General features: G+C 47.7%; 21 protein-coding genes. 4 read left to right on the top strand and 17 right to left on the bottom strand.

The annotated features are described in order from the left end of the window. Nucleotides 1–73: 73 nt before the first annotated feature. On the bottom strand, nt 74–2,152 hold the full coding sequence (locus tag ACO0KW_RS08320) for a molybdopterin-containing oxidoreductase family protein (protein WP_423052535.1): 2,079 nt from the start codon (nt 2,150–2,152) through the stop codon (nt 74–76). A gap of 321 nt (nt 2,153–2,473) precedes the next feature. On the opposite strand from ACO0KW_RS08320, the gene ACO0KW_RS08325 reads away from it, so the two are divergent. Genes ACO0KW_RS08325 through ACO0KW_RS08335 form a run of 3 tightly spaced genes read left to right on the top strand, consistent with a single transcriptional unit; the run spans nt 2,474 to nt 4,289 of the window. Further along, entirely contained in the window at nt 2,474–2,974 is a 501-nt protein-coding gene (locus ACO0KW_RS08325) for a disulfide bond formation protein B (RefSeq protein ID WP_423052537.1), read from the top strand. Continuing rightward, nucleotides 2,974–3,834 carry a peptide chain release factor N(5)-glutamine methyltransferase gene (prmC, locus tag ACO0KW_RS08330; RefSeq protein WP_423052539.1) on the top strand — a complete coding sequence of 287 codons (861 nt, stop codon included), beginning with the start codon at nt 2,974–2,976 and terminating at the stop codon, nt 3,832–3,834. Before ACO0KW_RS08325 ends, prmC begins: the two co-directional genes overlap by 1 nt. Before the next feature lie 11 nt (nt 3,835–3,845). Next, the gene (locus tag ACO0KW_RS08335) at nt 3,846–4,289 is read left to right on the top strand and encodes a GNAT family N-acetyltransferase (protein ID WP_423052541.1); all 444 of its coding nucleotides are present in this window, start codon (nt 3,846–3,848) and stop codon (nt 4,287–4,289) included. Between the two features lie 21 nt (nt 4,290–4,310). On the opposite strand, the gene ACO0KW_RS08340 is transcribed toward ACO0KW_RS08335, so the two are convergent. The 16 genes from ACO0KW_RS08340 to ACO0KW_RS08415 all read right to left on the bottom strand — a co-directional run bounded on the left by ACO0KW_RS08340 (nt 4,311) and on the right by ACO0KW_RS08415 (nt 22,811). Next, on the bottom strand, nt 4,311–5,003 hold the full coding sequence (locus ACO0KW_RS08340; RefSeq protein ID WP_423052543.1) for a type II secretion system protein: 693 nt from the start codon (nt 5,001–5,003) through the stop codon (nt 4,311–4,313). A gap of 53 nt (nt 5,004–5,056) precedes the next feature. Beyond that, a complete protein-coding gene (locus ACO0KW_RS08345) occupies nt 5,057–6,274 on the bottom strand; it encodes a type II secretion system protein (RefSeq protein WP_423052545.1) in 1,218 nt (405 codons plus the stop codon). After that, nucleotides 6,271–7,428 carry a type II secretion system protein gene (locus tag ACO0KW_RS08350; RefSeq protein WP_423052547.1) on the bottom strand — a complete coding sequence of 386 codons (1,158 nt, stop codon included), beginning with the start codon at nt 7,426–7,428 and terminating at the stop codon, nt 6,271–6,273. Before ACO0KW_RS08350 ends, ACO0KW_RS08345 begins: the two co-directional genes overlap by 4 nt. Further along, nucleotides 7,425–9,683, bottom strand: coding sequence for a type II secretion system protein (locus ACO0KW_RS08355; protein ID WP_423052549.1), 2,259 nt, complete (start codon nt 9,681–9,683; stop codon nt 7,425–7,427). Before ACO0KW_RS08355 ends, ACO0KW_RS08350 begins: the two co-directional genes overlap by 4 nt. A gap of 24 nt (nt 9,684–9,707) precedes the next feature. After that, complete coding sequence (locus ACO0KW_RS08360; protein ID WP_423052551.1) at nt 9,708–10,958, bottom strand: type II secretion system F family protein; 1,251 nt, start codon at nt 10,956–10,958, stop codon at nt 9,708–9,710. Between the two features lie 2 nt (nt 10,959–10,960). Next, the gene (locus tag ACO0KW_RS08365; protein WP_423052553.1) at nt 10,961–12,655 is read right to left on the bottom strand and encodes a GspE/PulE family protein; all 1,695 of its coding nucleotides are present in this window, start codon (nt 12,653–12,655) and stop codon (nt 10,961–10,963) included. 80 nt (nt 12,656–12,735) lie between these two features. Continuing rightward, the gene (locus ACO0KW_RS08370; RefSeq protein WP_423052555.1) at nt 12,736–14,265 is read right to left on the bottom strand and encodes an AAA family ATPase; all 1,530 of its coding nucleotides are present in this window, start codon (nt 14,263–14,265) and stop codon (nt 12,736–12,738) included. Then, on the bottom strand, nt 14,262–15,407 hold the full coding sequence (locus tag ACO0KW_RS08375; RefSeq protein ID WP_423052557.1) for a tetratricopeptide repeat protein: 1,146 nt from the start codon (nt 15,405–15,407) through the stop codon (nt 14,262–14,264). Before ACO0KW_RS08375 ends, ACO0KW_RS08370 begins: the two co-directional genes overlap by 4 nt. Then, a complete protein-coding gene (gene mshL / locus ACO0KW_RS08380) occupies nt 15,404–17,071 on the bottom strand; it encodes a pilus (MSHA type) biogenesis protein MshL (RefSeq protein WP_423052558.1) in 1,668 nt (555 codons plus the stop codon). Before mshL ends, ACO0KW_RS08375 begins: the two co-directional genes overlap by 4 nt. A gap of 202 nt (nt 17,072–17,273) precedes the next feature. After that, nucleotides 17,274–18,017 (bottom strand): type II secretion system protein, encoded by a 744-nt coding sequence (locus ACO0KW_RS08385; RefSeq protein ID WP_423052559.1) that lies wholly within the window; start codon nt 18,015–18,017, stop codon nt 17,274–17,276. Beyond that, the gene (locus ACO0KW_RS08390; protein ID WP_423052560.1) at nt 18,017–18,673 is read right to left on the bottom strand and encodes a hypothetical protein; all 657 of its coding nucleotides are present in this window, start codon (nt 18,671–18,673) and stop codon (nt 18,017–18,019) included. The genes ACO0KW_RS08385 and ACO0KW_RS08390 overlap by 1 nt, the downstream gene beginning before the upstream one ends. A 94-nt stretch (nt 18,674–18,767) precedes the next feature. Further along, nucleotides 18,768–19,313: a hypothetical protein gene (locus ACO0KW_RS08395; RefSeq protein ID WP_423052561.1), complete on the bottom strand. Its 546-nt coding sequence runs from the start codon at nt 19,311–19,313 to the stop codon at nt 18,768–18,770. Next, the gene (locus ACO0KW_RS08400) at nt 19,310–20,650 is read right to left on the bottom strand and encodes a hypothetical protein (protein WP_423052562.1); all 1,341 of its coding nucleotides are present in this window, start codon (nt 20,648–20,650) and stop codon (nt 19,310–19,312) included. Before ACO0KW_RS08400 ends, ACO0KW_RS08395 begins: the two co-directional genes overlap by 4 nt. Next, nucleotides 20,647–21,156, bottom strand: coding sequence for a hypothetical protein (locus ACO0KW_RS08405; protein ID WP_423052563.1), 510 nt, complete (start codon nt 21,154–21,156; stop codon nt 20,647–20,649). The genes ACO0KW_RS08400 and ACO0KW_RS08405 overlap by 4 nt, the downstream gene beginning before the upstream one ends. Continuing rightward, entirely contained in the window at nt 21,153–22,004 is an 852-nt protein-coding gene (locus tag ACO0KW_RS08410) for a type II secretion system protein (protein ID WP_423052565.1), read from the bottom strand. The genes ACO0KW_RS08405 and ACO0KW_RS08410 overlap by 4 nt, the downstream gene beginning before the upstream one ends. 18 nt (nt 22,005–22,022) lie before the next feature. Next, nucleotides 22,023–22,811 carry a type II secretion system protein gene (locus ACO0KW_RS08415; RefSeq protein ID WP_423052567.1) on the bottom strand — a complete coding sequence of 263 codons (789 nt, stop codon included), beginning with the start codon at nt 22,809–22,811 and terminating at the stop codon, nt 22,023–22,025. 673 nt (nt 22,812–23,484) lie between these two features. Between ACO0KW_RS08415 and ACO0KW_RS08420 the strand changes: the two genes are divergently transcribed. Continuing rightward, on the top strand, nt 23,485–24,177 hold the full coding sequence (locus tag ACO0KW_RS08420) for a hypothetical protein (RefSeq protein ID WP_423052569.1): 693 nt from the start codon (nt 23,485–23,487) through the stop codon (nt 24,175–24,177). Nucleotides 24,178–24,195: the final 18 nt, after the last annotated feature.

Here is a 24,195-nt window from a genome sequence, read left to right on the forward strand (position 1 = left end):
TGATAAAACTGAGTAAGGGTTCTAGGATTTTTTGCGTTGCAACATAAAATGCCGTCGACTCTTATGGGCTCTCTCAGACTTTTTCGACCTGCACCAGCAGATCATAAAATGTCGGTCCACCGCCCATATCAGTCAATTGTTGGCTCGTCACTTCATTTGCGTTTTTGTGATCCGAAGCGAATTTTTTCCACCAGATGGATAAACCCACGACCAAGCCGGCACGCGCCTTATCGGTCAATCGCGCTTTCGCAACAAAGCTGCCGCGGTCATTAAAAATGCGTACCATATCGCCCGCCGCAATTTGGCGTTGCGCAGCATCGTCGGGATGCATATCCAAATGTGGCTCGCCTTCGGTATCGCGCAAACTCTGCACGTTAACGAAAGTCGAATTTAAGAAATTACGCGCCGGTGGAGAAATCATGGACAGCGGATAACGTTCAGCCAAGGCAGGATTACTCACTACCGATTCATAAGGTGCTACGTAGGCTGGCAAAGGGTCGAGACCAGCGACTTCCATTTGCTGGCTATAGAACTCACATTTGCCGGAAGGCGTCGTAAAACCACCATGCGCAAACGCTGCCTCCGGCATCTGTAATTTTGACCAGCCTTGCTGTTTGAGTTGTTCCCAATTGGTGTGCTGCGTACGTGGATGCTGATAATTAAAAGCTTGCGCTGCAATCTGATCGTCGCTGTCGTTAAAACAAGGATCGTCGAAACCCAAAGCTTTCGCCAACAAGCGAAAAATCTCCGTATTTGATTTCGCTTCCCCCATGGGCGCTATCGCCGCATTATTCGCCATCATATAGCGATGTCCGTAGGCAGCGTGCGCATCCACGTGTTCTAACTGTGTGGTAGCGGGCAACAAAATATCGGCGTAATCAGCAGTATCAGTTTGAAAATGTTCGAGCACAACGGTGAATAAATCCTCACGTGCAAAGCCACGTGCTACCACAGAAGAATCTGGTGCAATGGCAACAGGATTGGAGTTATACACCAGCACGGCTTCGATCTTCGGCCCAAATTCAGGCGATCCCTGTTGTAGCAGGCTATTCCCAATATCGCTCATATTAATGATGCGACTAGGCTGCCCAGACGGAAATAAATCTGGACGCTCTAAGGTCGCAGAATTTTTTACAAAACCACCAGAAGAAGATAACAAGGCACCGCCAGCCGCGTGACGCCAAGCACCAACCAAGGCCGGTAAACAACTTATATTACGCACCGCCATACCGCCGCCATGCGCCCTTTGCACGCCGTAATTCATGCGAATCAAACTCGGCTCACCGCGTTTGGCACCCGCGCCGTAGTCACGCGCCAATCCCAGAACTTCCGCCGCTGTGATGCCACAAATCTCCGCGACCTTTTCTGGCGTCCATTCTGCGACACGTTGTTTTAATTGTTCAAATCCCACCGTGTATTGCGTAATGTAGTCGTGATCCAGCAAGTCTTCTTGAATCAGTACATGCATCAGACCCAGCGCTAAGGCAGAATCTGTACCTGGCCGCACCGCAATATGCTGATGGCATTTTTCTGCACTCAAAGAACGGTAGGGATCAATCGCAATAATTTTTGCGCCATTCCGCTTGGCTTCTTGCACTCGCGTCCAAAAATGCAGATTGGATGCAATAGGGTTGCCGCCCCAAATAATAATTAAGCGGGCATTTTGGGTTTGTTCGACATCCGTACCGATGCGATCGCCTAAAGTGTACTTATACCCAGCACCACCAGCCGATGCGCATATCGTCCGATCCAGAAACGAGGCACCGATCCGGTTCAATACACGTGATGCCATACTTTCGCCCTGCACCAAACCCATCGTGCCAGCATAGCTGTACGGCATAATGGCTAAGGGATTACGTGCTGCGATTTCTTTTAGACGAGTGGCAATGGTGGTGATGGCTTCTTCCCACGAAATTCTGACAAATTTGCCTTCGCCCTTTTTGCCGACTCGCTTTTGTGGATACAGCAAACGATCTGGATGATAGGTCCGTTCGGTATAACGTGCGACCTTGGTGCATAGAACGCCAGCGGTGGTCGGATGATCAGGATCGCCTTTCACCTCAGTCGCGATGCCATCTTTCACTGTCACCAATAAGGCGCAAGTATCAGGGCAATCGTGAGGACAAACGGCGCGAACGATGGAACTGGTCATGGAAGAATCTTTCATTTATGGCAAAGGACAAGGCGGTGAATAAATTAATCAACACCAAAACCATGATGATAGACCGCTTCCCCAGTATCTGCCAGCAGGCGCACTGGAAAACTGTTGGGAACCTTTATTTCCTCTTTGAAGTCCTAAGCTAGCCTTAACAAACTGCATTTGGCGACACTTGATTGAATTTTTCTAGTCGCCAGAGTCAGATCAACCGACTCAAAGATGACCGCAGATTCCGTTAGTCGGGCAGTTTTGCTTTAAGTCGCATAAATCTAGTATCCTTACGCCCTCATTTAGAAAGTTTTTCCGGATAAACACATGCAACGTACTCAAGCCTTTCTGATCGCCATCATTCTTGCCTGCCTAGGCTTACTCGGCTTCGCGCTGTATCTGCAAATAGTATTAGACATGCTGCCCTGTCCATTGTGCGTTTTGCAACGCTATGCATTTACACTAATTGCACTCGCTTGCTTAATTTGCCTTTTAGCTCCGAAATTTAAACGACCCGCGATGTCACTCAGCTTATTGGCTAGTTTATCGGGCGGCGGTGCTGCGGGTTATCAACTTTGGGTGATTTCCCAACCATTAACTTCTTGTGGCACCGATCCTATTTCTGGTCCTTTGAATAGTTTCTTCATGGCGAAATTATTTCCGCTGATGTTCAAAGCAAATGGTCTTTGTGAAACACCGTATGACCCTATACTGGGATTGTCGATACCCGCCTGGGCTTGCCTCTGGTTCGTGGTGTTCGCAATTGCCTCGATCTTTTTTCTCGTACACAAACCTAAACAACAAAGCATCTTCGCCAATAAGTTTTGATGAGCACATGGTTTGCCCTTGGCGATAGCATCGCTACCTGTCAGAAAAAATCGCCACTCGATGCGCTAGAAACCCGCATGCTTATTTCTCACGTTGCGGGTTTGAGCCGAGTGCAATTGATCACGCGTAGTGAAGATAATTTAACTGCGACACAGATTCAAGCACTGAACGCCTTGATTGCGAAACGAATGGCTGGGGAACCGATCGCTTATTTGTTGGGCGAGCGCGAGTTTTATGGACTCAACTTCACCGTCAGCCCCGCCGTATTAATTCCACGCGCAGATACTGAACTTTTAGTCGAATTGGCTTTACAACACACGCCACCAAATGGGAGCCTACTCGATATGGGTACAGGCTCAGGCGCCATCGCGATCAGCGTTGCCGTGCACGCTCCCTCGCTACAAGTGAGTGCCTGCGACATTAGCATCGATGCACTCGCCATTGCGCAAAATAATGCAGCGCGTTTATTGAAGCTAAACGTCCGTCAGCCTATCCAGTTTTATCGCAGCGATTGGTATCAAGCAATCCCAACAAAAGATTTTCACACGATTGTCAGCAATCCGCCTTACATCGTTCAACATGATCCACATTTAAATCAGGGCGATTTACGCTTCGAGCCTATTGATGCCTTAACTGATCACGCTGACGGATTAAGTGCGTATCGTGTCATCATTGATGGTGCGCGTAGTTACTTAACGACGGATGGTTATTTACTACTCGAGCATGGTTACGATCAATCCGAAGCAATACAGGATCTGTTACGACAAGCAGGTTTTTCAGAAGTCCAAAGCTGGCCTGATTTGGCTGGTATTTTGCGTGTAAGCGGTGGTCGCCTGAGCCATCACACCACGAAGATTTAATGACAGAGAGCATGATAGAAATAAGTATCGATAAAAGTCGTCTAAATATAGACTTGATTCATCATTTTTTGTCCACACAAAGTACTTGGGCGCTTGGCATACCAAAGCAATTAGTGGAAAAATCCATTGCGAATTCGCTGTGTTTTGGAATCTATGAAGACGGGGCTCAGATCGGCTTTGCAAGAGTCGTCAGCGACTTCTCCACATTTGCTTATCTAATGGATGTATTCATTTTGCCGATACATCAAGGCAAAGGGCATAGTCTGCAACTAGTGCAATTTATCATGGCACACCCAGAACTACAGGGCCTGCGCCGCTTTATGCTGGCGAGTTCAAATGCACGCGGTTTATATCAGCGTTTTGGGTTTACGCCATTAGAATCACCGCAGATCATGATGGAAATCAACCGACTCGACCTATATCGTAAGAAATCAGATAAATCTGATCTCGCTTAACGAAATCCCGGACGACTTTTTTTACCGACTCATTTTGATATAGGCATTCAAAGTCACCACTTGCGCCTCATCAAGATCAACCGTATTGCCGCCAAAATCATCCCGATCCGTATTGCTCCATGCGACAGGGCCACGACCGCTGCTAGTAATATTATGTTGCCCGATTTGACGCATTTTGCCGAACGAAGCATTCGATCGCGAATCAAACATATTGTCTAACAGGTTTGCCACCGACGGAGTTATACCTCGTAAAACCAAGACGTTTCGATTGCGTGAAACGTGCGTTCCCTCAGTTGCACCCGCCTCACTCCATGAAACCGCAACAAAACAAACACTGGCATCTTGCGGATTGCCATTACTATCCAAATAGCCATAATGATCTTCAAAGCCAGTAGCTCGTCCGGCTGGTAGTTCTATCCCGGCTGCCAGCATGGCATTCCGCAAGTTTGCACCACACAACTCCGAATCAACAGTGGCATTTACCAAGCCAGTTGGAGCTGCGACAGCATCGCCAGGTGGACGCCCGGTTCCCTCATAAAAACGATCATAAGCGGTCACCCACGCTTGCACAAAATCACTGGAGAGTCGTTGATAGGATGCTCCGCGCTGCACGTTCGATCCTATCGAAACGGCACCAATGATTAAGCCGACTATCACTAACACGATCGCCATTTCCATCATCGTGAAACCACGTTGATGGCGGATATTTTTCATGCACTTCTTCTGCTTATAATTGGCCCATTGCTTGGACTGCATAGTAATCCTCATTATCGATAAATTCCTGCTGCGTCGGAGGCAATGGCATGCGCCCGTATCGTGGTTGCCAGCGTTCCCGCGTCTTCTAAAATATGTTTGCTGCTAGCATCAGATCCAGAGAATTCTTTGACTCTGTCTTGTGCTTGAGTGCGTGTCGTCAAAGCACTATCCAATCCTAAACCCGCCGTCACCGTGGCAGCAATGCTCAGAGCGGTAGCAGTCGCCGCAATGGCAATTGCCGGAGTCATGCCACCAAAGCTAGAGATAGTTTCTGAAATAGCAGTCAGAGTTTCTGAGACCGCGCCTAAAGTTGCGCCTAAGGCACCAGCTACACCGACGCCGGCAGACAGTACGCTCAACTCAGCCATTTCTAATTGCAAATCCAATTGCACCTTATAGTCGAGCATGGCGCCACGCATAATCGCTGCCGCACTGGCGACATTCGGATGCGCATGACTAGTCGACGCTAGTACGCCAGAACAAGATAGGCGATCCGCGATCTGCGCAAAATCCATGGCAATCACGGTGTCTTGGTCAGTGACCGACGTCGGATTCGCGGGCGCAGCGAAGGCACGAGGCAAGCTGTTAATTTTATTGACTGGATCGCTATTACTAGACGGCAGCGAAATGGCATAAGCCACATTTTTCAAGGTAACACCTAGCGCATTTTTTATATGCAAATTGCTCTCAATTTGTGTGATTTGCGACGAGGTAGAACTTGGTGTCGCACGTGGCAATGCATTCGCGGTTCGGAGAGCTTGGCAAAAATCGATACCGTTGATTTGGTTTAAGGTTGAACTCACTGCCAAGGGAGCAATCCCTGCGGCAATCGGGATATTCGCCAGCAAAGGTAAAAATCGATCTTTCGCGGCGGTCAAATCCATATCATTCGCGGCGACAGTGTCCGCTTTGACAAAGGCACCGTAACGAATATCTGTCATATCGGCACGCGCAATGCCCAAAGTTTTATACGGCAACTTACCGATCAAATCGCCGGCACAATGTTCTAAGCCATCTCCCACGGTATCGGGGCAAGGCAAGCGATGTTTAGCCGCGATAAAACCGACCAGCGCATCGTCGGCGATATGCAATAATCTTGGCACTTCAATTTGGGCGACGCGTTGATTCGCCATCCGGGTGAAATAAATCACGGCTACCGTGATCACCCCCAGAATCACTAGGCCCATCGATAACTCAAGCAGGGTATAACCTGACTGTGACTTCTTCATGGCCGTATCCCTTTTCCGTCCAGTGTATTAATTGTCGTGATCGCGGTACTTAAATCAATCCCTGTCTGGACTTTAAAATTATCGGACGCCGTCTTTTGTTGACGCGCCGTTTGTAGATCCGCGGCGGCTTTCGGGACTTCTTTTATTGCCTCTGACATGGAGTAACCGGCCATCGCAATCGCAGCACCAGCGGTGGCAATCCCAAACGCCCCAGCCGGTCCCGGGCTTTCAAACATGCCCGCCACTGCCACCCCCATACCGGCAATCGAAATCGCCAGATCTGCAATCGCCAGATCACGTGCTGTCCCCACCATAGAATTATCAAGTTCGCTCACACGCACTTGGAAGGTACGGAATTTGACATAAAAAGCTGCGACTTGATCAACGTCATAGGCGACATAGGCCGCGCGTCCGACCGAATTCACCGCCGCCAGTTTTTGAGTACAACCTAGGCGTTCAAAAAACTCAGCGCTGCCGACTGTTTTGGTATCATCGTCATACAAATTAGTCTTAGGTTTAGCGGTCACTTCAAAACGATTCGCAACCACATTCAAGCCATCAAATTTTGAATACACACCATTGTCAAGTTGATCGGCATTGGCAACACCTGCTGAGGCAATTCCATAGGCAATTGGAATCATATCGCCAGCGGTCAGCACACTTCCGCCTTTCTCTGTCAGATTTAAAAGTCCGATACAAAAATCCAAACCATTTTTCTTGATGCCATAAGCGGCTGCATAACTTGATGGCAATAGTGGAATAAAACGATCCTTTAATACCGCCAAGTCATAATCGTTAGCTGTTGATGCCATCGCTTGGCGATACGCACCGTAGCGTATCGGTTCACCTAAACTGATGCCCAAGGTGCGGATAGGCAACCATCCGGTAATCGCGCCATCCGTACAATCTTCTACGCCAGTGTTATTGGCAGAGGTATCCGGACAAGGTAAACGACTATTCGCAATCACAAAACCCTCTATGGCTTTGGCTGCCTGATCCAAAGGATTGCCGGAATGTTGTGAGAAGGCGGGTAAAGATTTTATCTTCGGGATAAACAGCACCAGTGATACCGCTAATAGGCCGACGATCGTGATCGCCACAGCAAACTCAATTAGTGTAAAACCCGCAGAACGCCGATATGAAAAGCTCATCATTTCACAGTTCCTTTCGTATCAGCGCCTTCCAATATGGCCGCGGCGCCTGACAATAGTGAAATTCCGGTTGCGGTGCTGTCACCGCCAGATGGCGTATTGCGAAGGTCGTTATAAGACTTCAACGCATCTGCTTCTGCCTTGGCAGATTCATCCGACAGTTGCTTGCTTTTCACTGCGATGTCTTCTTTCGCTACCCAGTCGTTATAGTTATTTCGAGCGGTGAAAAGTCTATTTTTTACCTGAGAATAACAATATTCGGGATGATTTCCACTATCAAAGAGACAGCCAAACACATCTGTTGGTGTCTGATTATAATAAAAGTTATTATTCGCATCTTTCTTGCTGCTTGCATAATCGACGCTATTGTTATAAGTCGCAGCCCAGGCATCTTCACTCGCTTTTTTGGTCACGGCCAGCGCTTCCAAATTGGTTGCCTCGGTCTTAGCATCCTCCCAATCTTTTTGACGGTCTTCATACGCCTTCTGTTTATTCGCGACATAGTTCGTCGGGTCTAAACGCGCATTGCCTGCATCTATCTGGGCATTCGCCGACTTCATACTGGCGGTTGCAGCCGCTTGTGCCAATCCTGCGTCGCTAGGATTGGCATCCGCTGCCGCTTTTGCTGCCGTTTCTGCGGCAACGGCCTGGTCGGCTACAGCTTGTGTGGTGGCGATGATATTCGCGGCAGTTGAAGGCGTGATCGCTTTGGCGACATCCCACTCGGTTTTTGCCGTCGTCACATTGTTTTCTAAAGCAGTGGCCTTTTTCCTGGCGGTATCAGCATTTGATTTGGCTCGCTGGCTTTCAAAAAACGCCGCGTTGTAGTCTTTATAGTTTTGCAAAACGATGGCCAACTCAGGGTCATTCGCTTTCGCGACATCCGTCGTATGTGCAGTCGCATACATATCCGCTACAGCGTTATTGTAGTTAGTCAAAGCGGTATTCGCGGCGGCTCTGTCTGCATTAGATTGCGCTAAATCAGTTGCGGCACGGGACTTCGCGCTTTCATAGGCGAGCCGCATTTGTTCTATCATGCCCGCCATATCGGTTGGCTGACCTTGTTCAGACAAAGCTTTGGCCTTCTGCGCGACGATCGAGGTCTTCACTGCCGTCACGATTTGCAATGCCAGTGCCGCGGTACTCGCTGCAATCGCAACCCCCGCCGCGACTATCGCGGCTATCGCTATTCCTAAGGCGGTACTATAGGTCGCCAGCAATGGACACCCCACTGGCGCGGTAATGATGGCCGCACACAATACCGCATTAGTTGCCACACCCGCCGTAGCCACGCCCATCGCGGTGACCGCAGCAACCATCGTAATCACACCACCGGCAATATCGGCAGCAGACAATAAGGCTTTCACGCTTTCAACGATCGTAGCGATGCGTGCGGCATCGGCATTGTCTTGCTTCTGATCGGCTACTTCATTGGCTGTTTCCACCGCTTGCGCCAAGGCATCCATACTGCGCGTACTTTGCGGGCAGCTTAAGTGATTCGTCACATCGAGGAAACTACGCGCTAACACACGGTCATCGTAATCGCCATCCGCACCACGCAATGGGGATTCAAAACCCGCATCGCTTAACGTGAAATTTTTGTTGCCATCGAAAATATTGCCATCGCTATCTTTATCGATACCTGCTTCTGCCAAAGCATACGCGACGTTAATAAAACCCGATCCCGGCAACATGATATGGGCGTTGGATGTGTTAGCGCTGGCACGCAGCGCCGCACTCAGACCTTCACAAAAATCCAGTGCATTGAATTGCCCTACACTCAGCGGGTCTCCAGCCGAGGGATTAGCATACTTTTCCCAACCACTAGGATTGAACTGATCGGTCAATTTGGCTAAGTCAGAACTCGCGCCACGATAAACAATGTAGCGAATTTGTTGCGCACCCTTGGCTGGCACACTCGCATCCAAACCCAAAGAAGCGATTGGTAGCCAGCCTTTTTGTACTGTGCCGGTGCAATCTTCAAACCCGGACAAGTCCGATGCCGGGCACGGCAAACGCCCATGTTCAGAAATAAATGCCGCAATCGCAAAATCGGCTGCCTGCAGTAATTTGGTGCGGTCGGTTTCGCGTTGACTGCGATCACCCGATTGCAAAAAAACGGTTCCTGCAACGATGCCTATCACCAGCAAACCAACCATCACTGCCATTTCCCAAAGCGAAAAGCCGTGCTGTTTGCGATGATCGTTGATACGCTGCACATGTTGCGCACGCAATCGACTGCTGACTCTGTTTGACATACGCCCTCCTTTAGCCTATTACCCTTAGCCCATATTCATCAGCGACGCTTGTCTAACCAAATCATAAATTGGCAATAATAAGGCGACGATTAACAGGATAAAAAACAAGCCTGCCATCAAGATGATGACGGGTTTAATAATTTCGGATAAGGATGCAATCAGATGAGCCAGACGCATCCTATATTCTTGCGCCAATTGCTTAAGTTGCATATCCAGGGATCCGGTTTCTTCACCGACCGCGATCATCCGCAATGCCATCGGCGGGAAGCCGCCGACCTGACGCATCGCCGATGCCAGCAGATCACCTCGTTCGACAGCGGTACGTACATTCTTAATCCGCTCTTTGTAGTATTCGTCGCTCAAGGCGCGCTCCAATACACCAAGGCTGCGCATAATATCGACGCCCGAAGCAATCATAATTGCCAGATGTTCTGTAATAAATGCCATCCCTGAGGCTGTCACTAGGGTTCGTAAAATGGGCAAGCGATGCGCGATGCTGAAAGTCAGCCTACGCACGCCTGGGTGGAGTTTGATCAATAACCAGAGCACAAACAGAGAACCCAGAATCAAAAATAAAGAAACACTCGCATGCCCTTCCATCCACTTGGACATTTCCAGCACTAGCAGAGTAATTTTTGGTAACTTCACCCGCATTTGCAAAAACAAGCCCGCCAGATTTGGGATCACGTAATAGATCCAAAATAATGCCGCACCTAACATCGTCGCAAAGACAAAAGCCGGATAAATCAAAGCCTGCCGCATATTCCGGCTGAGCGCGGTCATGCGTTCTATATGTTCAGCGGCTTCCAACAGCATCTTATCGACAGTACCGGACTCCTCACCAATCTCCATCAAATTGCGCACGGATTCTGGAAAAATATTGGGATGGCGATTAAAAGCTTCGCTAATTGGCGCACCCGCATCCAAAGCAGACATTAACAAACGCGCCGTCGATGCAATCCGTTTTTGAGAGGTATCAGTTTCCTCCGAAATTGCCTTAAGCGATTCAATAATGGGCACACCCGCTTTGGTCATCACCGCCAAATCACGCAACAGACCGCTCAACTCTACGGGAGGTAATTTCTGCCCTATCGTACCGCCGGCACCAATCAAACTGGCAAGCCAATACGGCAATCGATATAATTGTAAAACGACGGCTTCGTAATGTCGCTCCAACCACACTTTTGCGGAGAGGTCGCGTTCCACCATCAAACGCAACATACCGAAACGGGTGCGTCCATTAGCCAATAACACGCGATAGAAGTAGGTATTCATAATCAGCTTTGCTCCGGGCTTTCACCGATTACGCGCCAAACTTCCTCAAAAGTTGTTTGCCCTTCAGAAATACGCCATTTAGCCATTTCCACCATGGGTTCAAAACCTGAAGCAAGTGCGACTTTTTTCAATGCGGTACGGCCATTGCTTTCTGAAATCGCATTCGCCATCATTTCATCCACAATCAGAATTTCATAAATTGGCAAGCGCCCATAAAATCCTGTATGACCGCAGCGATCACAACCTGTACTGTGCATGCTATGCAAGCATTCAAATTTACCCAACCACTTATTTTGCGCTTCTGTCAAAGGCGTCGGCTGTGCACAATGCGGACAATTAGAGCGCACCAGACGTTGATTGATCACGGCAACCAAATTCTCCGCTATCGTTTGTGGCTCGAGGCCTAAAGGCACTAGGCGAGTGATCACCCCGAATGCGCTCGCAACGTGTAAGGTTGAAAGAACCAGATGGCCAGTCGCGGATGCTGTCACTGTTGCTTGTGCTGTCTCGGAATCACGAATTTCACCGACTAAAATGACGTCAGGATCGTGTCTTAAAAAATGCCGTAAGGCTGTACTAAATTCATAGCCAGCACGTCGATTCACCTGAGTCTGGCCTATAGTTGCTAGGCGATATTCAATCGGATCCTCGACCGTCAAGACATTGCGTTCAATTAAGGTTTGCAAACGCAAAGCTGCATGCAAAGTAGTGCTCTTTCCGGAGCCAGTTGGCCCGGTAAGTAATACCATTCCCGAAGGCTTTGCGAAAATTCTTTGTAGTAGTGCGATATCCTTTTCACGAAAACCCAAATGTTCCAGGCGCGACAAATCGGAACTCTCTGGCAATAGGCGTAAAACCATGCGCTCGCCATGTTCTGTCACCAAGATCGAGACCCGTACGGTAAATGGCGTATCCAAAATCGTGGTTTGAAAGCTGCCATCTTGCGGACGTCGCTGTTCGGAAATATCCATTTCTGCGCCCAGTTTCACATACACGACTAAACGCGATAATGAGTTGGGCAACGCAAACATCGGACGCAATACACCATCAATACGAAATAACATGTGATAACTGCTGACAGAAGGTGCTATATGAATGTCGGTCGCTCGCTCACGTACCGCCAAATGCAAAACATATTCCAGTAATTTTTCTGGGCTACGCGCATGGTCAATATCGTCAGACAACAAATCGATTTCGCGTTTAATCAGACTCTCAGCAGGATTTTGCGCAAAATAATAAACCTGACGTACTCTTTGCAATACATGGGTAAATTCTGCTTGATAAAAAATCGGGGTATGGCCACTGCGACGTTGTATCAGCTCCACCAACTTTTCTGGATCACCATCTCCCAAAAGGACTTCGATTTGATCGCCTTTCCGTGCCAAGGGCATGAAACCACGAGTCAGACAGAGCTCACGATTAAACAACGCAAGTAATTGAGGATCAGGCTCCGCAGTTTGATCCGCGGTGACAAATGGGAAGCCACGTTGTTCGGACAGATTTTTGGCAAGATCACGTTCCGTCAAAAGTCCATGCTGCACCAACACTTGTCCGAGACGACCGCCTTCGACAACCTGTTTTTGCAGGGCATATTCCAATTGCACTGGCGTTAAAACCCCAGCGGAAATTAAGCGCTCTCCAAGAAAACTAAGATCAGCATCTGTCGCCATTAGATTACTTTTATCTTCTACCATCATCTCTTTTTCCATGATATGACTGTTCAGCCTGCAGGATGTTTCCGTGCGTTCAAATTGATTACTGATCTTTAACTCGTGCTTCAGGTATTTATCTTCCCGACTTCGTGATCCAACAAAAACAAGACCCAGGCATCAACCCTGCTGTCGACCGCTAAGCCATGCCAGCGTTGAAATTGATGTAAGGCGTTTTCAGTGCGCGGTCCAAAGATGCCATCAAGCTCGGCGCCATACAATTTATTCGCGCCCAATTGGGCTTGTAGCCAGCGTATTTTCTCAGTACCAGTGGATCGATTGAGTTCAAAGGGCAAATACTTGGGTCGCCATAATACCCAGCTTCCCGCTTTACCAAGATCACTACAAAGCGCTTCTGATCCGGCGTCAACAGTCATTTCTGGGAGGCGTAATCCGGAAGGCAAAAATGCCAGAGCAAGACCTTTATCAGCCAACGTTTTTAGTATCGTGCGCCTTTTAAGTAAGTCCAAGCCATTGCTGATATCGGCATACAAAAATTCTGCATCAAATTTCTTCAGGCACTTCATCACTATGGTGTCAGCTGGCGCTGGCACATTCACTTGTGAAGTCGTAATTTGTGCTCTATCTGCAGTCGATACCACAAGTGCTTTTGGGCGGCTTGAAATTGAAGATGGTTGTGGTGTCATGGCAGTTCTTGGCACAGCATTCGCCTGGAAGTCTGGTTTTAGCTGCAACCACCAAGCGAACGCGCCCGCAAAAAGTACACTGACTGCTAAGGCGCTCAGCGGGCGCTTAAATCGAGATCTCGGTGCAACGCCACCTTCCCGCGCACCCGCCCGGATTAAGCTAACGCCGATCTCTTGCTGCACACCGGGCGCGACGCCGTACAAACAGCGATCCATAATGCTATGAATGCGGCGTGGATTTCCTTTTGAGTACCAATGTAAGGCAAGGTTGGCCCAAAACGACAAACTGATTCTGCCATCTGTCCCCGCTCTGGAAATTCGAAAATTGACATAACGCGCGCAGGCAGAACGATCAAATGACCACAATCGAATGTGCTGCATAATCCGGCTGGTTAATTGTCTGGTTTCACGCTTGTCTAATAGGTCTAACAATTCAGGTTGACCAGACAAAACGATTTGTAGTAATTTATTTTGACGCGTTTCTAAGTTGGATAGTAAACGCAATAGCTCTAAACTTTCTGCGTCCAGATTTTGTGCGTCATCGATCACTAATACACAACACCGGCCAGCTGCATATTGCTCAATCAGATATTGATTGAGTAGCTCGATATCTTCGGCAAAATCAGCACCCGTCGCCACACCAAAATCGCGGTTGAGCGCAAGTAGTAAATGGCGCCCTTGCAAAAACGTATTGAAAACAAACGACACCGCGCAGTCGGCTGCATGCAGCTCGTCCATCATACAACGTAAGAAGGTGCTTTTTCCCGTCCCCACCTCCCCCGTCAGCAAGACGAATCCTTTGCCAGCCTTCAGACAATGAAATGCCTCCAAACTCGATTGCGCAATTTTCTCGGTACGAAAATAGCAGTCAGCATCCGGCGTTTGGGGAAAAGGATTGCGATGAAATCCCAAGGCAAGCAGATGACTCGGAAGTAAGCCAGTCTCACTCATTTCTGCACTCCAAACTGACGGTAGTAGCTTTGCACGATTTCTGAATCTGGCTTACGTTCCGCGATAGTATTGATCACTTTACGGGCCTCAGTTTGTTGCCCGCTTCGCCAGAGTAACAATGCTAAATTAATCGCCGCTGTTTCATCATCGGGATTGCGTTCAGAAATCTGTTGATACAAACTGATCGCTTGCTGTGGGTTACCACCTTGCATCTGGCGCCAGGCTTTCAAATGCAAGAGCGTCAAGCTTTCCGGTTCTAAGCGTTTTTCCAGTTGCGCTATCATGTCGTCAGCTTCGGATTTCTTTCCGGCACTGATCGCCGACTTAATACTTTGCGTAAGGCGTGAAATTTCCTGCACATTCATGCTTTCAACATGAGCCGCCGCCTCATTTAGCATGGCATTCTTAGCCGCTAATTGTTGCTCAGCTACCGCCGACTTAGACATCTTAATTGATCGCGTTTGCGCTGGCTCGCGCCCCTTTTTTTGATCAACCAAATTGGCCGGCCTCGTCAAAGACGCATCTGGTGGAGGATTAGCGACTGAGGACTCAAGCTTAATCTCCACAAGGGATACTTCATTTTCAGGGATGGTGGCGACGGGTTTTACGTCGGAGTCCACCGCGGTTCGTTCACCTTGATTTTTTGTCGTTGCTTTTAAATTTTTCTCAGCATCGACGGCGCTTACATTCCCTTTCTCGATACTCAATCTGGATTCCAGACTAGGTATTGATTGGGTAATTGATGGGACAACTGAAGCCACAGCTTGTTCGTTGTCGCCACCCAAGACTGGTGCCGGCATCGTGCCCGCATCGTGCGCGACAATTGCGGGTGCCGTCGCTAAAGGGAGCGCAGTTGGACTTTGCTTTGTACCAGCTTGTACCGATTGTGCTGCTAACGGCGTTTTACTAGTTTTGAGATTATCTTGCAAAGTCTGAAGTTGTTCCTTTAAGACGGTCATCGCTAACCAGCCAGCAACGACGCCCAGCACGCAAAATACCAATAAAATTTTCACCCAGCCAGGCATGCCAGAAGACTTAGTACTGAGCACATACTGATCAGCACCCATTTTTCCTAACATATTGGGCGTGTCGTTTTCTATCTTCTTTTCCAGCTTACTGAGCGCGTTATAGATCAAACTCACAGCAATTTCACTTTCAAGATAATCACTAATTCTCGGGTGTGTTGACTCGTCGCTTCATTGCCAAACAACTTACCGAAAAGTGGCACGTCGGATAGTCCCGGCGTCCCTCGATCATTTCCAGAACTACTTTGATCAATCAATCCACCGATGATCACCGTATCGCCATCTTTGATATTCAAGGTGGTGGTCATACCTTTAAAGCTGATCTTGGGCAAAGTGACGCGACCACCCGCGCCGACGTCTTGCAATTGCAAACTAGTTTGATCGACCTCTGTCTGCATAGGGTTAATCATCAATTCAACGTTGCCTTGCTCACCAATAAACGGCACTACGCCGATAATCACACCACTAAAGACTGAATCAGTTTGAACATCAGTGGAGGTTGTAGTGGCACCACCGCCTGGATTACTGATCGTTACAGTTGATTTAGCAACGTAACGATTGGCACTACCAACACTGAGTAAGGCGGGAACATTATTTCGCACACGGATACTAGGATTCGACAAAATCTTCACGTTGCCGAACCCACGCAATAGGCTCAATGCCGTTGAAAAACTACCATTGCTGTAGGCCAGTCCTGTTGAACGGCCTTCAGAATAGCCCAAACTGGCAGATGGAAAACTCAAGGTACGTATTGGCAAGCTGCCACTGGCATTGGGTAACATCGCAGTCACTGCGGATGTACCGATTGGTGCACCGCCAACCAATCCAGCCACATGATTGCGCAACACGTTCCAATCAACGCCATATTGAAACTGATCATTCAATTGCACATCCATTAACTGCGCTTCAATCAACACCTGACGACGCATGACCAATTTGTAGCGTTCTATCATTTTGTCGACCATCTTCATTTGTGCGGGTCGCGCCCTTACAAACAAAGTGCCAGAGCTCTTATTCAAGGTATATACATTGCGCTTAACATCATCATCTTTATCAGATTGATTCGTTTCGCTGGTCCCTATCATGCGCTTTAAATTCAATTCCAGCTGTTCGTAGGGTTCAACCTGCTTGCCACTACCGCCACTGAGAGAAATATTGCCACGTATCTGATCGCTGCTCGATCCGCCACCACCTCCGCCGCCACCACTCCCTCCGCCACCGCCACCACCGCCACCGGAGTTAGATCCGAACACATTTCCACCGGACGTGATATCTAAATTCATGCGTGAATTCAAGAAATCAATGTTGTAAAATTTTTCTTCAAACATACCGATCTTAATGGTGTTGCCATCGACCGTTCCCGACAAATCAAACACGTCGAGAATATGCCGATACAGCTCACGCGCAGTGACACGATTCAAGTACAAACTGGCACGGCGATTCAAAGCCAAGACCTCGGGATCGACCAGCATATTCATTTTTGCTTGCTCGGAAAATACTTGCAAAATCGAACTCAAAGTTGCGTTTTGCAATTTCACTGACACGACAATATCGTTCAAGGGGTCATGCTTGGGTGCCACAGGTTCGGGCATAGGAATCACTTCCTTTTTTTCCATCAGCTTGCGCATTTCATCTTGTGCAGCAGAAAACTTTGCAGACTCTTCCGCAATATTTTGATTCACCTTGGTAATCGTTTGCTTTTCAACTTCCGGCAGAGTCGATAAGCTTCGAGGAGTTGGCGAGGCACAACTGACCAACACGGATGCACTAGCGACTGCCATGATTCTCTTTGTATGGACAAAGTAAGCCGCGCCAGTTTTTTGGGAAAACGGAGATTTCTTCATTGCTTCACTCGCCTTTTCACTAATAATTATTTATCTGCTGTTCTTATTTTGTAGAGCTTCGTACTAATCCACTACTTCCTTGCGATGATTTTTCTACGACTGGTTCTGCTCAAATCTTTTAGTAAATTATTGATCGATACTATTTATTTAGCTCAGCCATCACAGCATAAAAACTGACCGCTAAACTACGGTCGTCAAAACGTGCATCTATGCCTCTGGAAGGTGCACTGAAACAACGACTACTCGTTGCCAAACCAACATTGACACCATCCAAGTTCGAACCATCACCATTTCTATCTTCGCCTGCCAATAAAATTACAAAGGCTGGATTATTTAAAACTGTCGCTGCGCAATCTTCTGCCCCGTTGGTCGTACTTCCATCGCCAGTCACATACACAAACGACGAACTACGCGGCGCCTGCGCAGCGGCACTCAGCGTATTAAGATCCGCAGACGCTGTTAAATCTGCCGAAGGTATCGTCATCGTATTTCTGTGCACACCATAATAGGCGCGTTGACTTGCTGCTGGAGGACTCAAACCCAAACTCACATAAGGCAACCAGCCAACCTCCAGATTATCGATACATGTACCATCAGCTTTCAGTGTTTCATAGCCTGCCCCATTCTGATCTGGACAAGGCAAACGATGATTTGTTTTCACATAAGTGATTACGCTGCCAGACAATGACACCAAGCGAGAATCAATCCCTGTCTTACCACCCACATCGCGCCACAAGCCCAAATAAGTCACGGAAGAAACGGCCGCGATAATGCCAAGTATAAAGATCGCCAGAACCACTTCTATAAGGCTAAACCCAAGTTCACTGTGATTGCTGCACTTAAGCTGAGTCCGCAAAGTAAGGGCGTCGTCTTTCACTTGCATTACTTCGCTTGGGTCTGCATCGCAGGATTAGCAACCATGACATCGGTACGCATTTGCGCCTGCAATTTCTTCAAGTTGTCCATGTGGTCTTGCATTTTTCTTTGATCCGGCCCGCCTGGTTTCTGCGACTCTTTTTGCAACTGTGCGGCCACATCCTGTATCTGCTGTGACTTTTCCAAATTATTCAACAAGACATCCACATTCACGCCACCGATCGTATTGCCTTGCGTTTGTTTTAACCTTGTTAGAATTTCTTTGAGTCGTTTTGAATCTGGATTACCTGACTGCATCGTCGCCAAAAGTTCATCTTGAAACTTTTGTAGTTCAATGGCCGTCAGTTTTTTCCCGGGTACCGTCAGACCATTTCGCACATCATTCTTGCCATCTACAGTTCCGACATTCCTGGCATCATTCGCATTCATTGCGGACTCTTTTGCCCCTGAAATTGTCGAACTATTGCCGCTGTTTGCCCAAGGTGAAGGCGTGTTATCAACCGGCACATTGTTGGTTGCAGGAGAAGTGTTGACTACTGCACCTGGCTGAGCTAGCGCAGCTGGTTTTGGACTGCTATCGAGACTGGGGGATCGCATCCCATAGAATAATCCCAGCACAACAATGATGGCAGCACCCACAAACAGCATTAGCTTTGAATTCATTTGGACTCCTTGCCCGACGCATTTCAGCAAATAGTGATTTACTCAAAAAATCATTATTCCAACTGCCCGATTGTTCAATGAAACAAGGATGAACTTACTCAAGCGAAGGCTTCACCGTCGTACCTAAAATTTGTGACTTCGGGGCTTTCATCGTTAATCGACGTTTGCCCAATTCATACACAACTTGATCAAGACTTATTTCAACGATCTTTCCGCCATTTGGGAGGTGATCACCGACTTCATAAGATTGACCACTAATCACCGCCTTTTGCATACTCGAGGAGACATAGATCATCGAGATTGCCGGTAAGGCTTTTTTTGCCACTGCAGCCGCGGCTGCAGCAGTCGCAGCAGGGTTCATGGCAAAGCCCTGTTTGTCGCGTTTTAATTCAGTCGTTTGCGCCAAGGGACCAGTTTGCGCGTCATTGAAGTTGCGCATTTGCTCGATATTCGTCAGCATCAAACGCAAATTATGAAGTTGCGCACTGGCGTTCTGCCCTTCACGTACGATTTGTTGATTTGCGATCACATCCGACCGTAAAAAAGCATTGGAAAAGCGTATCTTCGCTAAGACCAGTCCTACCCAAATCAATCCCAAAAGGCTGATCACGATCATGCTCAAAGCTGCATATTTTTTCATGATTTACCTCCTGCACCGGATTCAGCTACATTCGACTTGATGCGTTTGTCGACTTTTTTTATTTTCATCACGGAGTAGGAGAAAAATCCAGTCTGTTGACCTTGTGTACCCGGATCTTCTGATTTTAATTGGTAACCTAAACTTTGCATTTCAGCCAAAAAACCCGACAAACTGTGTGCGCTCGACCCATCGTTATAGGGCACACCTTCTACCCGAAAGCTGGCATCGGCAGGAATTAAACGCACCCGCATAATTCGAACTTTGCGCTCGGCCGACCTTCTCAAATCAGTCAAGAGCTCTAAAGGATCAGGACTATTGACTGCGGCATCCAACTTATCAAGGAATTCCGTAGTTTGTGCGTAGGGTTCCAAAATAGCATTTGGTGACATCGCATAGCGCCCATTTTGTGCATCAATCTTGGCGATCTCTTGCGCGATCTCTCGTTCACGATCACCGGACTGCGCAGTCTGCAAACTCCAAAATCCTGACACCGCCAATAAACTGGCTCCACACACTGCGGTCAACGCAGCAATTGGAATGCCGAAACGGTCGGATGCCGACGCAACTCTATCGATTCTTGGATTCAGTGCATTGCGCCAATTCAGCTCGGCTAACATCGTCTCTGCAGCACTATGCAAAGATTTTTCTTCTTTGTCCGACACAACGACTGTTGGTGCCACTTCGACCCTGACACCAAGTCGCTTTGCGACGTGTTCAATTTGCGTCGTTTCGACACTTTTACCTGGCGCCAGAAGATCCAGCCATAAAACATGCATCTTGTCGTTGCGAGACCATTGTGCACGTGCCTGATCACATAAATTATTCAAGGCAGTTTCAATATCATCGACATCATCCGAGTAGGCATTGACCGAAATCGAAACTAGTGTCGTCGTATTCGATACCAACAGACGAAATTGACGACCAATCCGACATATAACAGCATCATGTTTTTGCGCCAATGCCTGCATACCTGTTTCAACGGAAAACAATAGATGAATTTCAGTCTGTGCGCCCAGCCAAGCAAAGGTATTTTGCCAAATTGCGAGTGGCACAGCCGTATAGAGCACACGTGAGCCGCCGCCCACCGCAAAAATCCGGTGCGGTAACATGTGCACTTCACCATCAACTAAACCCTCACTACGCAAGCTCTTTTCAATCACAGCAGCAGCAAAATCTGGACGCGTATCCACGGGCATGACACCAAACGGTGCATTTTCAAAATCCCCCAAAATATTGGTGTTGGAGGACATGCGCGGAAACGCAGAAGTTTCCGTCCACACGCCGTCACGACACCTTAGCCAGCTGCCCTGCAATGCTAATAGCAAAGACGACTTCATAAAGACCTTTCAGATAATCTGAAGTACAGCGAGCCGCGAAAGCTTAATAACAATGGTTGACGTGAATCGAGTATCACATCAAACAAACCTTCTTCCGCGTGTGTCACGGCCAGATCAAATTCTTCGAGCTTAAGTAATTGGTATTTATTTCTGGCACTAGAGAGCAACATAGGATTCACTTGATTGCGCGACAGATTGAGCATTTTCATATTGACTTGACGCTCGCCCCAAGTCGCCGCTGTGTATCCCGTAATTTGCGCCTGCTTCTGCAACTGTTGCGCCTCTTGAATCAAGACACGATTTCGCTGCGCCAATTGCTGACGATCATGTGCAGCAGCGAGCTGTGCTTCGGCCACCGACAATTGTCTCTCTGCCTGCAATTGCGCCGCACGGGTACGGTCAAAAAAAACCACCCCTGCCAGCAATAGCAAGACCGCGCCTCCCAACATTACCAATTTCAGCGGTATGCCTGCGGAGGCGCCTTTGTCAAGGGCGCCCGCAATCATTGATCCATCACCCAAATGGCAGTCACCAGCACGACCTGATCTTCATCTAGTCTTTGTCCAACACCCGTCGCCGTGGCGGCACCAGGGTTAGCCTGGTTGTAGGTATTATTCGCACCCCATTGGACACCAGCCTGATTGTTTGTCGCTGTGGTGTTCGCCGCTATGTTTTGTTGACGGAAGCGGCCTTCCATTGCATCTGGCTTACCATCAACCAGTTGATCCAAAAAGCGCGCTAAATCAGGCGTCAAACCACGAATCACCATAGCATTTCCCGCACCGTGCACCAAGCCAGCCGGATTCCATTGAAAGCAAACCTGAATCTCTGCCGGATTGCCATTGCTGTCGGTATACACATAACGATCTTCTTTACCTTCACCGCGGCCGGGAGGCATGCGATTACCGATTTGTTGCATCAGAGTCCGTAAGTTCTGCACCGAGACAGCGGGGTCGCCCGTGCCAACAGAATTCGCCGCGAATCCTTGTCCATTGCAGATACGTCCACCTGAATTTGCATAACTAGCAGGCACACCAGCCACTGCACCATTCAAATTTGCGGTAGCAGCTGGCTGACCACCTATCGTCACTTTTTCACCATCGACCATATTCGTCGGTGCGACCTGACTATCGCCTAAAACCACACCCGCACGCTGGTAATAGCCGTCGTAACTGCGTTTCCACTCATAGATAAATTTGTTTCCAACTTTTTGATACTCGGCATTGCGTTGTACATCTTTACCGACTGCCAATGCCCCTAAAATCAAACCTATAATCACCAGAACAATCGCAATTTCCACGAGCGTAAAACCAGACTGCTGGGCGATTCTGTGTTGCGCTTTATTGTTAGCCATGACCGTATCTCCCAGAAATTATTGATTCATCTTGTAATAAGCGACCAAGGTCGCGATTTGATTTTCATCAAGATTGGTTCCAACCGGGGCAGCGCCCACACCGCTCTGTGTAATATTGTGTTGATTGTCTCGCGCCCACTGAACGCCTGGCGCATTCGCCGTACCATTTGCGACGCCTTGTTGACGGAACATGCCTTCCTGTGCGTCGGGCTTACCATCGATCATCTGATCTAAGGCTCGTGCCAAATCTGGCGTTAAACCAGTAATGACCATCACGTTACCCGAACCAGCTGGATCATTTGGACGATTCCATTGAAAGCAAATTTGCAGTTCTTGCGGATTGCCATTCGAATCAAGATAAACATAACGATCTTCAGAGCCTTCTGCACGGCCCGGTGGCATACGAACACCTGCTTGTTGCATCATTAAACGCAAATCAAATCCAACCGTCGCTTCCATCGCATGGGTCATTCCAGGACCTGCTGCACCTCGACAAATTGCTGGGAAAACAGCATTAGCCCCAGTCATATCGCCACCAGAAATCACTGTACCAACTGGAGCGAAATTCGCACCATTCACCATTAATCGTGGTGCCACCTGACTATCACCTAATACAACGCCATTTCTTTGCGTTTGCGCGTTATAAGCAATCACCCATTGATCAATAAATTTTTGTTTAATCTTGGTATATTCGGCATTTCGTTGCACGTCTTTGCCGATAGTAATCGCGCCTAATATAAGACCGATGATCACCAAGACAATGGCCATTTCGACCAATGTAAAACCGCGTTGTAGTTTGCGTTTCATCCCTACCCCCTAAATAAATTTACAAAGACTTCTCGATCCGTTGCCGGCTCTGATCCGTTGCCGGCTCTTTTACACGGTCGAAAAACCCGACTCAACCACCTCCACTCAAACCAGGTATTCCACTACTCTTAAACAATCATCAAACGCTTTTTCTTTTTTTGCAAAGCGTCGAAAAAGTGAATCACGGGTGCATCCTACTCTAAAAAAAAATTGACCTTAAACAGTTTTTAGTTGTTTCTCTGACTTTGTCTCTTTAATATGACGACACTAAAACAAGGTTATTTAACAAGTAATTAACACTAGCCTTTAACACTAAACAACAAAACATTTGACGCAAACAATATTGCTTTAAATCAATAGCTTAACTATGGTGCGAAAGCTAAAAAATGCACTTTTTTTACACACTTTTTACGCCAATCTCAGATTTTTACATGTAGGATTTGATGTCCAGATCATATGTTTACATGTCAACTTATTTGGTATATTTTCAATTATTAAAAAACAAAAATGTAAATGTCAATTCACAAAAAATAGTCAATTATTCATGTTTATTTGCCACTGAAAACACAGATCCGTAAAGCCAATTAAATTCGCTATACTGCAATCGCTGGCTAAGGCACGCAGAAACACATTCCGATGCAGTTCAGAGCATAAGAAATGACATACGACATTTATGAGCAAATTACTCAACGCATTAAAACTCGCTGAAGCAAAACGTCACTCCTTAATGCAAACGACATTGCCAACAATAGACACCGCATCACTGGTAATGATCAAGCCTGTAACCGATGACATCGTGCCTACCCTAGATGCGCACAATGTAGAACCGAATTCAACTATTCAAACATTAGTTAAGACCGAAAAATTTTCAGCGTCAAAAGAGGCAGCACATGCGCAGCGACGCACGTTGCTACAGACGCCGATTAGTACGCGAGCATTAGCCGACAACTTGCAGGATATAGGGCACGATTTGGACACGAACGATGCGCCAATTGAAGCAATGATGCTGTATCGCAGTCAAAAGGCAGACAGAAACGCTAACGACTTATTTCAAACAGAGGATTTTTCTAAGAAGGCCAACTCAGAAAAATGTTCACAGCATAGCCGTCTCTATTTCACTCATCTAAGGTATCTGATAATCGCGGTAAGTTGTTTTGGTTTGGGCTACCTAATGCACATGATTTACGGTGGATCAGGACAAGATAACGCCCTTTCCAATAAGAACATGAGCAGTCAGAACATTCAACAATTTGCCCAAGATAGTGCGCAAGAAACAGATATGCAATTGAAATTAGATAAGAATTTAAGTCGCCTGCCGATTTCGCCACCCAACAAAAATTCGCAAAAATTGAACTCGCAACTTTAATTAGCGGATCACCTCCAG

This window comes from Undibacterium sp. Ji22W (genome assembly GCF_049340305.1).
In the GTDB taxonomy this organism is placed as follows: domain Bacteria; phylum Pseudomonadota; class Gammaproteobacteria; order Burkholderiales; family Burkholderiaceae_D; genus Undibacterium.

Coding starts and splice junctions, on each gene's coding strand:
- ACO0KW_RS08365 (WP_423052553.1), bottom strand. CDS start 12,655: ATGATGGTAGAAGATAAAAGTAATCTAATGGCGACAGATGCTGATCTT.
- ACO0KW_RS08350 (WP_423052547.1), bottom strand. CDS start 7,428: ATGATGAGCTTTTCATATCGGCGTTCTGCGGGTTTTACACTAATTGAG.
- ACO0KW_RS08410 (WP_423052565.1), bottom strand. CDS start 22,004: ATGGCTAACAATAAAGCGCAACACAGAATCGCCCAGCAGTCTGGTTTT.
- ACO0KW_RS08320 (WP_423052535.1), bottom strand. CDS start 2,152: ATGACCAGTTCCATCGTTCGCGCCGTTTGTCCTCACGATTGCCCTGAT.
- ACO0KW_RS08405 (WP_423052563.1), bottom strand. CDS start 21,156: ATGATTGCGGGCGCCCTTGACAAAGGCGCCTCCGCAGGCATACCGCTG.
- ACO0KW_RS08415 (WP_423052567.1), bottom strand. CDS start 22,811: ATGAAACGCAAACTACAACGCGGTTTTACATTGGTCGAAATGGCCATT.
- mshL (WP_423052558.1), bottom strand. CDS start 17,071: ATGGCAGTCGCTAGTGCATCCGTGTTGGTCAGTTGTGCCTCGCCAACT.
- ACO0KW_RS08420 (WP_423052569.1), top strand. CDS start 23,485: ATGAGCAAATTACTCAACGCATTAAAACTCGCTGAAGCAAAACGTCAC.
- ACO0KW_RS08340 (WP_423052543.1), bottom strand. CDS start 5,003: ATGAAAAATATCCGCCATCAACGTGGTTTCACGATGATGGAAATGGCG.
- ACO0KW_RS08345 (WP_423052545.1), bottom strand. CDS start 6,274: ATGAAGAAGTCACAGTCAGGTTATACCCTGCTTGAGTTATCGATGGGC.
- prmC (WP_423052539.1), top strand. CDS start 2,974: ATGAGCACATGGTTTGCCCTTGGCGATAGCATCGCTACCTGTCAGAAA.
- ACO0KW_RS08355 (WP_423052549.1), bottom strand. CDS start 9,683: ATGTCAAACAGAGTCAGCAGTCGATTGCGTGCGCAACATGTGCAGCGT.
- ACO0KW_RS08400 (WP_423052562.1), bottom strand. CDS start 20,650: ATGAAGTCGTCTTTGCTATTAGCATTGCAGGGCAGCTGGCTAAGGTGT.
- ACO0KW_RS08335 (WP_423052541.1), top strand. CDS start 3,846: ATGATAGAAATAAGTATCGATAAAAGTCGTCTAAATATAGACTTGATT.
- ACO0KW_RS08395 (WP_423052561.1), bottom strand. CDS start 19,313: ATGAAAAAATATGCAGCTTTGAGCATGATCGTGATCAGCCTTTTGGGA.
- ACO0KW_RS08390 (WP_423052560.1), bottom strand. CDS start 18,673: ATGAATTCAAAGCTAATGCTGTTTGTGGGTGCTGCCATCATTGTTGTG.
- ACO0KW_RS08360 (WP_423052551.1), bottom strand. CDS start 10,958: ATGAATACCTACTTCTATCGCGTGTTATTGGCTAATGGACGCACCCGT.
- ACO0KW_RS08370 (WP_423052555.1), bottom strand. CDS start 14,265: ATGAGTGAGACTGGCTTACTTCCGAGTCATCTGCTTGCCTTGGGATTT.
- ACO0KW_RS08325 (WP_423052537.1), top strand. CDS start 2,474: ATGCAACGTACTCAAGCCTTTCTGATCGCCATCATTCTTGCCTGCCTA.
- ACO0KW_RS08385 (WP_423052559.1), bottom strand. CDS start 18,017: ATGCAAGTGAAAGACGACGCCCTTACTTTGCGGACTCAGCTTAAGTGC.